Annotated in this window: 11 protein-coding genes; 7 read left to right on the top strand and 4 right to left on the bottom strand. The window is 70.6% G+C overall.

Translation table 11 applies throughout. The annotated features are described in order from the left end of the window. A partial coding sequence (locus ACE3O1_RS11385; RefSeq protein ID WP_374315142.1) for an aminotransferase class I/II-fold pyridoxal phosphate-dependent enzyme occupies positions 1–766 on the bottom strand: 766 nt, incomplete at its 3' end. A 102-nt stretch (positions 767–868) separates the two neighbouring features. Between ACE3O1_RS11385 and ACE3O1_RS11380 the strand changes: the two genes are divergently transcribed. Continuing rightward, positions 869–1,360 (top strand): Lrp/AsnC family transcriptional regulator, encoded by a 492-nt coding sequence (locus tag ACE3O1_RS11380; protein WP_374315141.1) that lies wholly within the window; start codon positions 869–871, stop codon positions 1,358–1,360. 10 nt (positions 1,361–1,370) lie between these two features. Here the strand turns inward: ACE3O1_RS11380 and ACE3O1_RS11375 are convergent, their stop codons facing one another. Continuing rightward, positions 1,371–2,180, bottom strand: coding sequence for a ParA family protein (locus ACE3O1_RS11375; protein WP_056119365.1), 810 nt, complete (start codon positions 2,178–2,180; stop codon positions 1,371–1,373). 73 nt (positions 2,181–2,253) lie between these two features. Here ACE3O1_RS11375 and ACE3O1_RS11370 point away from each other — a divergent pair, with 73 nt between their 5' ends. The 3 genes from ACE3O1_RS11370 to ACE3O1_RS11360 are packed head-to-tail and all read left to right on the top strand — an operon-like array spanning position 2,254 to position 7,705. Beyond that, positions 2,254–5,661 carry a pyruvate carboxylase gene (locus ACE3O1_RS11370; protein ID WP_374315139.1) on the top strand — a complete coding sequence of 1,136 codons (3,408 nt, stop codon included), beginning with the start codon at positions 2,254–2,256 and terminating at the stop codon, positions 5,659–5,661. A 54-nt stretch (positions 5,662–5,715) separates the two neighbouring features. Next, the gene (locus tag ACE3O1_RS11365; RefSeq protein ID WP_374315138.1) at positions 5,716–7,209 is read left to right on the top strand and encodes a MinD/ParA family protein; all 1,494 of its coding nucleotides are present in this window, start codon (positions 5,716–5,718) and stop codon (positions 7,207–7,209) included. A gap of 7 nt (positions 7,210–7,216) precedes the next feature. After that, a complete protein-coding gene (locus ACE3O1_RS11360) occupies positions 7,217–7,705 on the top strand; it encodes a peptide deformylase (RefSeq protein WP_374315137.1) in 489 nt (162 codons plus the stop codon). Positions 7,706–7,809: 104 nt separating this feature from the next. On the opposite strand, the gene ACE3O1_RS11355 is transcribed toward ACE3O1_RS11360, so the two are convergent. Beyond that, on the bottom strand, positions 7,810–9,636 hold the full coding sequence (locus tag ACE3O1_RS11355) for a long-chain fatty acid--CoA ligase (RefSeq protein WP_374315136.1): 1,827 nt from the start codon (positions 9,634–9,636) through the stop codon (positions 7,810–7,812). A gap of 150 nt (positions 9,637–9,786) precedes the next feature. Here ACE3O1_RS11355 and ACE3O1_RS11350 point away from each other — a divergent pair, with 150 nt between their 5' ends. The 3 genes from ACE3O1_RS11350 to ACE3O1_RS11340 are packed head-to-tail and all read left to right on the top strand — an operon-like array spanning position 9,787 to position 12,801. Then, on the top strand, positions 9,787–10,722 hold the full coding sequence (locus tag ACE3O1_RS11350) for an ROK family glucokinase (RefSeq protein ID WP_374315135.1): 936 nt from the start codon (positions 9,787–9,789) through the stop codon (positions 10,720–10,722). 2 nt (positions 10,723–10,724) lie between these two features. Further along, on the top strand, positions 10,725–11,411 hold the full coding sequence (locus ACE3O1_RS11345; protein WP_374315134.1) for a lysophospholipid acyltransferase family protein: 687 nt from the start codon (positions 10,725–10,727) through the stop codon (positions 11,409–11,411). A 52-nt stretch (positions 11,412–11,463) separates the two neighbouring features. After that, on the top strand, positions 11,464–12,801 hold the full coding sequence (locus tag ACE3O1_RS11340; protein ID WP_374315133.1) for a class II 3-deoxy-7-phosphoheptulonate synthase: 1,338 nt from the start codon (positions 11,464–11,466) through the stop codon (positions 12,799–12,801). A gap of 48 nt (positions 12,802–12,849) precedes the next feature. Here ACE3O1_RS11340 and ACE3O1_RS11335 read toward each other — a convergent pair. Then, on the bottom strand, positions 12,850–13,538 hold a 689-nt coding region (locus ACE3O1_RS11335), incomplete at its 5' end, for a PASTA domain-containing protein (protein ID WP_374315132.1).

Here is a 13,538-nt window from a genome sequence, read left to right as displayed (position 1 = left end):
GGTGCAGCAGGTACGCCGCGAGCGGGTGCATGATCGCGCCGGTGATGGCACGCGTGCGACGCAGCGCGGCGGCGATGGCGGCGTCGCACGCGACGACGCCGCCGACGACGTCGCCGTGCCCGCCGAGGTACTTCGTGGCGCTGTGGAGGGAGATCGCGGCGCCGAGATCGAGCGGATGCTGGAGCACGGGCGTCGCGAAGGTGTTGTCCACGAGCACCGGCACGTCGCCTGCGGCCGCGACCACCGCGCGGATGTCGACGAGCTCGAGCGTCGGATTCGCCGGAGACTCGAGGATCACCAGCGCCGTGTCGGGACGGATCGCGCCGGCGACCGCCTCCGGGGTGCAATAGGTCGCCTCCACGCCGAGCAGTCCCGACGCCAGCAGGTGATCGGTGCCTCCGTAGAGCGGCCGCACCGCGACGACGTGACGCTTGCCGTGCTCGTGCGACATCGCGAGGAGCACCGCCGTCATGGCCGCCATCCCGGACGAGAATGCGACCGCCTCCTCGGCGTGCTCGAGGCGCGCGAGCGCCTCCTCGAAGCGTGCGACCGTCGGGTTCCACAGGCGCGCGTAGACGTGCGAGCCGCCCTCGAGCGGGAGTCCGCCCGTCGCCAGGACCTCGTACGAAAGACCGCCGACGTCGATCCCGGGGAGCGGGTTGGTCGACGAGAGATCGAGGGGGAGGGCGTGCACGCCGAGCTCGGCGAGGTCGTCGCGGCCGGCGTGGACGGCAAGGCTGTCAGGGTGCAGCGTCTTCGGTGCCATGCACCGATCGTCGATGATCGCGCAGGAATCAGCAAGCCGACTTGACCAGGTCGCGGTAAACCGTGAGCATGAGTTGCAGATTCCACAATCCGGGAGGAACGGATGCCGCAGCCCCCGAAGAATCCGCAATCGTCCGCACTCGACCACGCCGACCGCGCGATCCTCTCGGCCCTGATCGAGGACGGGCGCATGACCAACGCATCCCTGGCGGCGCGGGTCGGTCTGGCCGAGTCGACGTGCGCCTACCGGGTGCGGGCGCTGCGCGAGTCCGGCGTCATCACCGACATCACGGCCCGCGTGGATCCCGCTGCCGTGGGGCGTCCGATTCAGGCCGTGATCCAGGTGCAGCTCGCCAGTCACAGCCGGGCGCACATCGACGCGCTGTTCGATCGGCTCGCCGGCATTCCCGGCGCACTGTCGGTCGTGCACGTCGCCGGTGACAACGACTTCCACGTGCACGTGGCCGTCGCCAGCCCGGAGCGGCTGCGCGACCTCATCCTGGAGCACATCACCAGTCATCCGGCCGTCACCAAGACCGAGACCCAGCTCATCTTCGAAGCGCGACGGGGGAGCGGGGTCCTCGGACCCCTCTAGGCGACGAGCGTCAGGCGCGAGCCTCGCCCGGAACCGGGATGCGCCCGGTGCGCATGACGCGGTCCAGCAGCGAGTCGAAGTCGGCCGCGAGCTCCTGAGCGGAGTCGCCCGGCCAGATGTGCAGCGGCTTGGCCGCCCCCTGCGCCTGCTGCAGCGAGGTGCGCTCGGGGAGCTGCGGCGAGAGCACCAGGGGGCCGAACATGTCGCGCAGCTCCTTGATGCGGAACTGGTGCTCGATGGACTGCGGCCGCACGCGGTTGACGACGATCCCCAGCGGCTGCAGGCGGGGCGACAGGCCACGCCGGATCTCCTCGATGGCGCGCAGCGCGCGATCGGCGGCGGCCACGGAGAACAGCCCCGGCTCGGTGATGACGATCACGCGATCGCTCGCGGCCCAGGCCGTGCGCGTGAGCGCGTTCAGCGACGGCGCGCAGTCGATGAGCACGAGGTCGTAGTCGGCCTCGATCGTCGCGAGCGCCTCCTCGAGCTTCCAGACATCGCGCACGCTCGGGTGCGGGCCGTCGAAGTTGATCGCCGAGGGGCTGCCGATCATCACGTCGATCGTGCCGGGGTGCACCTTCGCCCATCCGCTGGAGGTGATGGCCTGGCGGACCGTCTTCTCCTTGGGGTTGGCGAGGACGTCGGCGACGTTCAGGCGGCCGGCCACCTGGATGTCCATGCCTGTCGAGACGTCGGACTGCGGGTCGAGGTCGACGACGAGCGTGCGGACTCCGCGGGCGAATGCCGCGGAAGCGAGTCCGAGAGTCACGGTCGTCTTGCCGACACCACCCTTGAGCGAGCTGACGGAAAGGACGTGCACAATTCACCACGTTACCGTCCCCTAGGCTGAGAGCACACTCAGGCCCGCCCGCACCGCCGCCTCCGGAGGTCGAATGTTCCACAAGATCCTCGTCGCGAACCGCGGCGAAATCGCCATCCGAGCCTTCCGCGCCGCCTATGAACTGGGCGCTCGCACCGTCGCGATCTTCCCCTTCGAGGATCGCGGCTCCCTGCACCGGCAGAAGGCGGACGAGTCCTACGAGATCGGCGAGAAGGGGCATCCGGTCCGTGCCTATCTCGACGTGGACGAGATCATCCGCGTGGCGCTGGCATCCGGCGCCGATGCGATCTACCCGGGCTACGGCTTCCTTTCGGAGAACCCCGAGCTGGCGGAGAAGGCCGCGGCCAACGGGATCGTCTTCATCGGCCCGCCCTCCTCCGTGCTCGAGATGGCCGGCAACAAGGTCACCGCGAAGCAGTACGCGATCGCGGCGGGCGTGCCTGTCCTGCGCTCGACCGAGGCCTCCGACGACGTCGACGTTCTCGTGGCGCAGGCCGACGACATCGGCTTCCCGATCTTCGTGAAGGCGGTCGCCGGCGGCGGCGGCCGGGGCATGCGCCGCGTGGAGCAGCGCGCCGAGCTCGCACCCGCCCTGGCGGAGGCGATGCGCGAGGCCGGCAGCGCGTTCGGCGACGCCCGCGTCTTCCTCGAGCAGGCCGTGCAGCGCCCGCGTCACGTCGAGGTGCAGATCCTCGCCGACAAGTCGGGCGAGACCGTCCACCTCTTCGAGCGGGACTGCTCGGTGCAGCGTCGCCACCAGAAGGTGATCGAGATCGCGCCGGCGCCCAACCTCGACCCCGCCGTGCGGGACGCCCTCCACGCCTACGCGGTCGCCTTCGCCCGGTCGATCGGGTACGAGAACGCCGGAACCGTCGAGTTCCTGCTCGAGACGGCGGGGCCTCGCGCCGGCGAGGTCGTGTTCATCGAGATGAACCCGCGCATCCAGGTCGAGCACACCGTGACCGAGGAGGTCACGGACGTCGACCTCGTGCAGTCTCAGATGCGCATCGCCGCGGGGGAGACCCTCGCCGAACTCGGCCTGCTGCAGGACCAGATCCAGCTGCGCGGGGCCGCACTGCAGTGCCGCATCACGACCGAGGACCCGTCGCAGGGGTTCCGCCCGGACACCGGCCGGATCACCACCTACCGCTCCCCGGGCGGCGCGGGAATCCGGCTCGACGGCGGCACCACCGCCGCGGGCTCGCAGATCAGCCCGCACTTCGACTCCATGCTCGCCAAGCTCACCTGCCGCGGCCGCGACTTCCCGGCGGCCGTGACGCGCGCCCGCCGAGCCCTGGCGGAGTTCCGCATCCGCGGCGTCGCCACGAACATCCCGTTCCTGCGCGCGGTGCTCGACGACGACGCGTTCGTGGCGGGTGACCTGAGCACGTCGTTCATCGACGAGCGGCCCCAGCTGCTGACGAGCAACCCGTCGCGCGACCGCGCCACGAAGCTCCTCAACTGGCTCGCCGACGTCACGGTCAACCGGCCCTACGGCGAGAAGCCCCTGTCGGTGTCGCCCGGCAGCAAGCTGCCCGACATCGACCTGTCTGCGCCGCCGCCCGCCGGCACGCTCGAGCGTCTGCGCGCCCTGGGTCCGGAGGGATTCGCGCGCGCACTGCGCGAGCAGACTCCGCTCGCGGTCACCGAGACGACGTTCCGCGACGCGCACCAGTCGCTGCTCGCCACGCGGGTGCGCACCCGCGACCTCGTCCGCGTCGGGCCGCATGTCGCGCGGATGACGCCGCAGCTCCTCTCTGTCGAGGCCTGGGGCGGGGCGACCTACGACGTGGCGCTGCGGTTCCTCGCGGAGGACCCCTGGGAGCGCCTGGCCGCGCTGCGCGACGCGATGCCGAACATCCCGATCCAGATGCTCCTGCGCGGGCGCAACACCGTGGGCTACACCCCGCGCCCGGTCGAGGTGACCGACGCCTTCGTGCGCGAGGCCGCCGCCACCGGCGTCGACATCTTCCGCATCTTCGACGCGCTCAACGACGTCTCGCAGATGCGACCGGCGATCGACGCGGTCCGCTCCACCGGCACGGCCGTCGCCGAGGTCGCGGTCTGCTACACGTCCGACCTCCTCGACCCGTCCGAGAAGCTCTACACCCTCGACTACTACCTGCGCCTCGCCGAGCAGATCGTCGACGCGGGCGCCCACGTGCTCGCGATCAAGGACATGGCGGGCCTGCTGCGCCCGGCCGCGGCGGCCAAGCTCGTGGCAGCCCTCCGCGAGCGGTTCGACCTGCCGGTGCACCTGCACACGCACGACACCGCGGGCGGCCAGCTCGCGACGCTCCTCGCTGCCAGCGCGGCAGGTGTGGACGCGGTGGATGCCGCAGCCGCCCCGATGTCGGGCACCACGAGTCAGCCCTCGCTGTCGGCGCTCGTCGCCGCGCTCGCGCACACCGAGCGCGAGACGGGCCTCGACCTGCAGGCGGTCAGCGACCTCGAGCCGTACTGGGAGGCGGTGCGCCACCTGTACCGGCCCTTCGAGTCCGGGCTTCCCTCGCCGACCGGCCGCGTCTACCACCACGAGATCCCCGGCGGGCAGCTCTCGAATCTGCGCCAGCAGGCCATCGCGCTCGGCCTCGCCGACGACTTCGAGCTCATCGAGGACATGTACGCCGCGGCGGACCGTCTGCTCGGCCGCATCCCCAAGGTGACCCCCTCGTCCAAGGTCGTCGGAGACCTCGCCCTCGCGCTCGTCGCCGTCCGCGCCGATCCGGCCGACTTCGAGCAGAATCCGCACAACTACGACATCCCGGACTCCGTGGTCGGGTTCATGGCCGGAGAGCTCGGCGACCTTCCCGGCGGGTGGCCCGAGCCCTTCCGCACGAAGGTGCTCGCCGGCCGCGCGGTGTCGATCGACGTCCCGCCGCTCACCGACGAGGAGCGCGCCGGCCTCGAGGGCAGCGGGCTGGAGCGCCGCCGTACGCTGAACCGGCTGCTCTTCCCGGCACCCGCGCGCGAGTTCGAGAAGAACCGCGCGGCCTACGGCGACCTGACGGCGCTGGGCACCCCCGACTACCTGTACGGACTGAAGCCGGGGGAGGAGCACATCGCCGAGATCGACCCCGGCGTCCAGCTCTACGTGGGGCTCGAGGCGATCGGCGAGGCCGACGCGAAGGGCATCCGCACGGTCATGACGACCCTCAACGGCCAGCTCCGCCCCGTCTTCGTGCGCGACCGCAGCATCAAGGTCGACGTGAAGCAGGCCGAGCGCGCCGACACGACCAAGCCGGGTCAGGTCGCCGCGCCGTTCTCTGGCGTGGTGACGCTCAAGGCCGCGGTCGGCGACACCGTGACCGCGGGTCAGCCGGTCGCGTCGATCGAGGCGATGAAGATGGAGGCGGCCATCACGGCACCGGTCGACGGGGTCGTCGAGCGGCTCGCGATCGACGCCACCCAGCAGGTCGACGCCGGAGACCTTTTGGTCGTCATCCGCCCTGCCCAGTAACCTGGAGGGTGGAACCGACCCGATTCCCCCCTCTCTGTCTTGGAGCAAGCCGCAGTGACGCCTGATCGCCCCGACCACACGCCCGACGAATCCGAGCACGGCGTGCTGTCCGACACGGGCAGCCTCGACACCAGCGGGATCGGCATCCTCGGCGGCTCGACCGCTCAGGTGAACGTCGAGCTGCCCTCCACCGAGGACGATGACGACCTCGTGGGCGACGACGTCCTCGGCGGCGAGGTCCCGTTCGTCGTCGAGATCCCCGGCGGCGCCGCCGAGGCCGAGCTCGTGGAGAGCGCCGAGGCCGAGGAATGGGCCGTCGAGGACGACACCGCGGACTGGGACGCACTCGAGGACATCGCCGACGCGGATGTCGTGGTCGACGAGTTCGCCGAGGACCTCCCGCCGGCGGCGGATGCTCGGACCGACGAGACGGCGGAGGACGCAGCATCCGTCTCCGTCCCGCCGGCGTCGGACGGCGTCGTCGCGGCGGCACCGGCCACGGCGCGGACGCGTCCCGCACCGGCTCCCGTCGAGCGCGCCGCCTACCCCCGCCCGGATGTCACGCTCACCTCCAAGCGCCTCGGCGAGTTCGAGGCGGACCGCGAGACCGCCGACCTGCTCACCGCCGATCGTCTGCTCGATCCCCATCACGTCACCAGGAGCGAGCCCGAGGGCTACTGGCAGCACCTCGTCTACTCCATCTCCGGCCGGCGCATCAACCTCGGCGACGGCAAGCGCGCGCGCGCCCGCAAGGAGCTCGACCGCCGCATCGCCGCCCCGCTCAGCGGCGGCGCGCGCTTCGTGCCGGTGATGTCGCGCAAGGGCGGCGTGGGCAAGACGACGGTCACCACGCTGCTCGGCATGGCACTGGCCGACGCCCGCGACGACCGCGTGATCGCCGTCGACGCCAACCCCGACCGCGGGACGCTCGCGGAGCGCATCGCCCGGGCCAGCGGCAAGACCGTGCGAGACCTCGTGCGCGCGCGCGGCGACGTCGTCGGGTTCAACGACCTGTCCGACATCGTCGCCCGCGATGAGACCCGCCTCGACGTGGTCGCCTCCGACTCCGACCCGCGGGTCTCCGAGGCCTTCAACGACGCCGACTACCGCGACGTCGCGTCGCTCGCGGCGCACTACTACTCGATCGTGCTCACCGACACCGGGACCGGCATCGTGCACTCGGTGATGGAGGCGACTCTCGAGCTCGCCGACCAGCTCGTCATCGTGTCGGGGCTGAGCGTCGACGAGGCGCGCCTGGCATCCGAGACGCTCACCTGGCTGGAGACCAACGGGTACGCGGACAAGGTGCGCGGCGCGGTGGTCGTGCTCAACAACTCCCGGCCCGGCACCCCCCTCGTGCAGCTCGACGAGCTCGAGGCGCACTTCCGCACACGGGTCCGCGCGGTCGTGCGGATGCCCTATGACGCGCACATCGGCGCCGGGAGCGCCATCGTCTTCCGTGACCTGAGCCCGGCCACGCGCGAAGCGGCGCGCGATCTCGCCGCGACCGTCGTCGAGGGCCTGCGAGCCCTCGCGCCTGCAGCGTAGGCGCACGATGGCCGTACGTTCCATCCGGGTCTTCGGCGACCCCGTGCTCCGGTCTGCCAGCGCGCCGGTGGCCGACATCGACGAGGGCGTGCGCGCACTCGTCCGCGACCTGCTCGACACGGTCGCGCTTCCCGGCCGGGCGGGCGTCGCGGCGCCGCAGATCGGGGTCGGGCTGCGCGCGTTCAGCTACAACGTCGACGGCGAGATCGGCTACGTGCTCAACCCCGTGCTCGAAGTGGGGGGCGAGCCCGAAGCCATCGGCGAAGGATGCCTCTCCGTCCCCGGGCTGTGGCACGACACCGTGCGGCACCCGTGGGCGCGTGTCACCGGGATCGACCTCGAGGGCAACGAGGTCGTGCTCGAGGGCGAGGGTCTCATGGCGCAGGCCCTGCAGCACGAGACCGACCACCTCGACGGAATGCTCTACCTCAGCCGCCTGACGCCGGAGGAGCGTCGCGTCGCGATGCGGGAGATCCGCGAGTCCGACTGGTTCTGACTCAGGTCGAGTAGCCGCCGCAGTTCTGCGCGCCGCGGCCGCGTCAGACCGCGAGGGCCCCGGCCCTCCGAAGAGGACCGGGGCCCGGCATCCGCTCCGCTCTGCTACGTGAGCGACACGTTCGAGGTGTTGACCGGGACGCTGTAGAGCTCGTCGATCTGGGCGGCGAAGTCGTCCATGATGACGTTGCGCTTGATGCTCATCTTCGGCGTCAGGTGGCCGCTGGCCTCGGTCCACTCGGAGTCGAGGATGGTGAACTTGCGGATCGACTCGGCGCGCGACACGGACGTGTTCGCGTGGTCGATGGCCCGCTGCACCTCGGCGCGCACCGCCTCGTTCTTCGCGGCATCCGACAGCGACATGTCGCCGGCGAGGCCGTTGTTGGCGAGCCACGTCGGGAGCATCTCCGGGTCGAGCGTGACGAGAGCCGAGATGAACGGCTTCTGATCGCCGACCACCACGACCTGGCCGACGATCGGGTTCGCCCGGATGGGGTCCTCGAGCACGGCCGGTGCGACGTTCTTGCCGCCGGCGGTGACGATGATCTCCTTCTTGCGGCCGGTGATGGTGAGGAACCCCTCCTCGTCGAACGACCCGATGTCGCCGGTCTTGAACCAGTCGCCGTCGAACGTCGCGGCGGTGGCCTCGGGGTTGCGCCAGTACTCCTTGAACACGTTGATGCCGCGCACCTGGATCTCGCCGTCCTCGCCGAGACGGATGCCGACGCCCGGGAGAACCGGTCCCACGGTGCCGATCTTCGACTTCGTGGCGAGGTTGACCGTCGCGGGGGCCGTCGTCTCGGTGAGACCGTAGCCCTCGAGGATCGTCACCCCGAGACTGTGGAAGAAGTGGCCGAGCCGCGGGCCGAGGGGTGCCGATCCCGACACCGCGTACTCGACGTTGCCGCCCATGGCGGTGCGCAGTTTGCTGTAGACGAGGCGGTCGAACAGCGCGAACTTCACCTTGGTCAGGAACGGCACCTTCTTGCCCTCCTGGAGGAGGCGCGAGTGCTCGACGGCGGTGTGCGCGGCCGAGCGGAAGATCTTGCCCTTGCCGCCGGCCTCGGCCTTCTGCTCGGCGGAGTTGTAGACCTTCTCGAACACGCGCGGCACCGCGAGCAGGTACGTCGGCTTGAAGGAGCCCAGCGCGGGCAGCAGCTGCTTGGTGTCGGGCTGGTGGCCGGTCTTGACGCCCGCGTGAATGTTCAGCACCGAGATGAAGCGGGCGAAGATGTGCGCCGTCGTGATGAAGAGCAGCGTCGAGGCGCCGGGCTTGGCGACGACCTCGGCGAGCGCCTTGGCCGAGTTCCGCGTGAGCTCGACGAAGTTGCTGTGCGTGAGCACGCAGCCCTTGGGACGCCCGGTGGAGCCGGACGTGTAGATGAGCGTGGCGATGTCGGCCCCGTTGGCGATCTTGCGGCGTCGCTCGATCTCGGCGTCGGTGACGTCCTTGCCGCCGGCGACGAGCTTGTCGAGGTCGCCGCGCTGCATCTCCCAGGTCGAGCGCACGAGCGGCACGTCGGCGCGGATCTCGTCGAGGCGCGCCGAGTGGTCGGGCGACTCGGTGAGGCACGCGATCGCGCCGGAGTCGGTGAGGATCCACTGGATCTGGGACGGCGAGCTCGTCTCGTACACCGGGACCATGACCGCACCGGCATAGAAGAGGGCGAAGTCGACGAGCGTCCAGTCGTAGGTGGTGCGAGCGATGAAGGCGACCTTGTCGCCCGGCTCGATGCCGGCCGCGACGAAGCCCTTGGCCAGCGCGACCACCTGCTTCTGGAAATCGGCGGCGGTGATGTCGCGCCAGCCGTCGCCCTCGGGGACGGCGAACAGCGCCAGCTGCGGCGTCGCCTTCACCCGCTCGACGAGCAGATCGGCGACATTCGCCTGGGGATCGGCGGGGACGATCGCGGGGACTTCGAATTGGACCACGGCAGCTCCTTCGGTACCGGATGATGAATCTCGGGTGGATCTCATCCGAGTCTAATCGGATGCGTGTGACGCACCATGAGGAGTGTCGATCGCGCCGCGCCGCTAGACTGCATGGCGCCGTCGCGCGCGCGCCGGCCGGAGAGGAACGCGGTGCTCAAGGTCGGTATCGACATCGGCGGAACGAAGATCGCCGGAGGGGTCGTCGACCCCGACGGCCGCATCATCGAGAAGCTCCGCGTCGACACTCCCGTCGACACCACCGCATTGGCCGCTGCCGTCGTCGACATGGCGCGCCACTTCTCGGCCGGTCACGAGATCGCCGCCGTCGGGGTGGCCGCCGCCGGCTTCATCGATCGCGATCGGGCGACCGTGATCCACGCGCCCAACATCGCCTGGCGCAACGAGCCGCTCAAGGCCACGCTCGAGGCCGGGATCGACGTGCCCGTCTCGATCGAGAACGACGCCAACGCGGCCGGATGGGCCGAGTTCCGTTTCGGCGCGGGCCGCGACGTCGACAACATGGTCATGCTCACGATGGGCACCGGCGTGGGCGGCGCGATCGTGCTCGACGGCGAGCTCTTCCGCGGCGGGCACGGGATCGCCGCCGAGCTGGGGCACACGCGCTTCACGCGCGATGGGCTCCCGTGCGGCTGCGGGCAGAACGGATGCCTCGAGCAGTACGCCTCGGGACGCGCGCTGCAGCGCGAGGCGAACGCGATCGCCGACGCGGGCGGGATCGGCCAGGCCCTCGCCGCCCTGCGCGTCGAGAAGGGCTCGATCAGCGGGCCCGCAGTATCGCGGCTCGTGCTCGCCGGCGACCCGGGAGCCACAGAGGCGCTGCGCCGCGTCGCGACCGCGCTGGGCGAGGCGGGCGGCGGCTTCCAGGCGGTGCTCGACCCCGAGCTCTTCGTGATCGGCGGCGGCGTCGCACAGCTGGGCGAGGACCTGCTGGCCCCCGTCCGCCTCGCGTACGAGACCTCCCTGCCCGGGTACGGCGATCGGCCCGTCGCCGCCTTCGCCATCGCCCAGCTCGTCAACGACGCGGGCCTCATCGGCGCCGCCGACCTCGCGAGCGCGGAGGGGTAGCGATGTTCTACTGGCTGATGAAGTACGTGGTGATCGGACCGATCGTCAAGGCGATCTTCCGCCCGTGGATCGTCGGCCGGCGCAACATCCCCGCCGAGGGCGGCGCGATCCTCGCCAGCAACCACCTCTCGTTCATCGACTCGGTGATGCTCCCGCTGATGATCGACCGGCGCGTCGCGTTCCTCGCCAAGAGCGACTACTTCACGGGCAAGGGACTGCGGGGCTGGGCGACCCGCGTCTTCTTCAAAGGCACCGGGCAGCTGCCGATCGACAGATCCGGAGGCAAGGCGTCCGAGGCATCCCTCAACACCGGCCTGCAGGTGCTCGGCGGAGGCGAGCTGCTCGGCATCTACCCCGAGGGCACCCGCAGCCCCGACGGCAAGCTGTACCGCGGCCGCACCGGCATCGCGCGCATGGCGCTCGAGGCGCACGTGCCCGTCGTGCCGGTCGTGATGGTCGACACCGACACGATGATGCCGATCGGGCAGCGGCTTCCCAACGTCGTGCGCGTCGGCGTCGTCATCGGGGAGCCCCTCGACTTCTCGCGCTTCTCGGGCATGGAGGGCGACCGCTACATCCTGCGCTCGATCACCGACGAGATCATGGTCGCGCTGCAGCGACTGGGGGAGCAGGAGTACGAGGACGTCTACGCCTCGACCGTGAAGGACCGGCTGAAGACGAAGGCCTGAACGGCCTGTCACACGCGTCCGGGGCCCGCGTGCCCGCGGATAGACTCGAAGGATGCTTCAGCAGCTCGACGGACTCGACCACTGGCGGACCCTGCCCATCAAGCAGCAGCCCGCGTGGCCCGACGCCGACGCGGTGGCCGCGGTATCCGCTGAGATCGCCACCCTCCCGCCGCTGGTGTTCGCCGGCGAGGTGGACAATCTGCGCGAGCGCCTCGGTCGCGCCGCGTCCGGCCAGGCGTTCCTGCTCCAGGGCGGTGACTGTGCCGAGACGTTCGCGGGAGCCACCGCCGAGCAGATCCGCAACCGCATCAAGACGGTGCTGCAGATGGCGGTCGTGCTGACCTACGGCGCGTCGATGCCCGTGGTCAAGATGGGCCGCATGGCGGGCCAGTTCGCCAAGCCCCGTTCGAGCGACAGCGAGACCCGCGGCGACGTGACGCTGCCCGCGTACCGCGGCGACATCGTCAACGGCTACGACTTCACCGAGGGATCGCGCCAAGCCGACCCGCAGCGGCTGCTGAAGGGGTACCACACGGCCGCCTCGACCATCAACCTCATCCGCGCGTTCACGCAGGGCGGGTTCGCCGACCTGCGCGAGGTGCACTCGTGGAACAAGGGCTTCGCGCAGAACCCGGCGAACCAGGCCTACGAGCGGATGGCGGGCGAGATCGACCGTGCGATCCGCTTCATGGAGGCCGCCGGCGCCGACTTCGACGAGCTCAAGCGGGTCGAGTTCTACACCGGCCACGAGGGCCTGCTCATGGACTACGAGCGCCCGATGACCCGCATCGACTCGCGCACCAGCACCCCGTACAACACCTCCGCCCACTTCCTGTGGATCGGCGAGCGGACCAGGGAGCTCGACGGCGCGCACGTCGACTACTTCTCGAAGATCCGCAACCCCATCGGCGTGAAGCTCGGGCCGACAACGTCGCCCGAGACGGCGCTCGCACTCATCGACAAGCTCGATCCCGAGCGGGAGCCCGGCCGCCTCACGTTCATCACGCGCATGGGCGCCGGCAAGATCCGCGACGCGCTGCCGCCCCTCCTGGAGGCCGTGAAGGACTCCGGAGCGATGCCGCTGTGGGTGACCGATCCCATGCACGGCAACGGCATCACGACGCCCACCGGCTACAAGACGCGCCGCTTCGACGACGTCGTCGACGAGGTGCGCGGCTTCTTCGAGGCGCACCGCGCTGTCGGCACGTTCCCGGGCGGCATCCACGTGGAGCTGACCGGCGACGACGTCACCGAGTGCCTGGGAGGCTCCGAGCAGATCGACGAGGCCACCCTCGCGACCCGCTACGAGAGTCTCTGCGACCCGCGCCTGAACCACATGCAGTCGCTCGAGCTGGCCTTCCTCGTGGCCGAGGAGCTCGAGAAGCGCTGAGCGGATGCCTCGCCCGGCGAGTGTCGCCGGGGCTGCGGCATCCGTGGGTCAGCCGCTGACGGTGATCTCGATCGCGATCCGCGTGCCTCTGAGGAGCATCGAGCCCGCAGCCGGGTCCATGCTCACCACGGATGTCTCTTCGTCGGGAAACAGATCGAACAGGGCGTTGTAGTCCACCTGGAACCCGGCCTCCTCGAGGGTGGCGATCGCGCCGTCGCGCGTCTGGCCGACGACATCGGGCACCTCGAACAGCGGGGGGCCGGTCGAGACGATGAGCGAGATGCGATCGCCAGGCCGCCACCAGCCTCCGCCTTCGCGCTCGCTGGTCCCGATCACGAGTCCCGCGTCGATCTCTTCGCTCGCCTGCTCGATGACCGCATCCGCCACCTGGAGCTGCGCGTCGGTGAGCGTCTTTCGCGCGGCGTCCGCTCCCTGCCCGGCCACATTCGGCAGAGGGCCGAGCGACACCCACAGCGTGGCCGTGTCGCCCTCGCGGACAGCGCAGCCCTCGAGGCACTTCACGTCCTCGCCGCCGCCGCGCGGGTGGATGAGGACGCCGACGGTGGTGTCGGGGCCGCTGTCGGTGTAGAACACGTCCTCGCCCTTGACCTCGATCTGATGCGAGGCCAGGACGGCGGTCGCATCGCCCTTGCTCATCCCCATCATCGACTCGACCTGCGCCTCGGCCGGGCCGAGCGAGACGAGCACGGTCACTTCGGAGTCCTGCTCGACGCGGG

Source organism: Microbacterium sp. (genome assembly GCF_041909575.1).
Taxonomy (GTDB): domain Bacteria; phylum Actinomycetota; class Actinomycetes; order Actinomycetales; family Microbacteriaceae; genus Microbacterium.
This window is presented reverse-complemented; position numbering and strand designations above follow the sequence as displayed.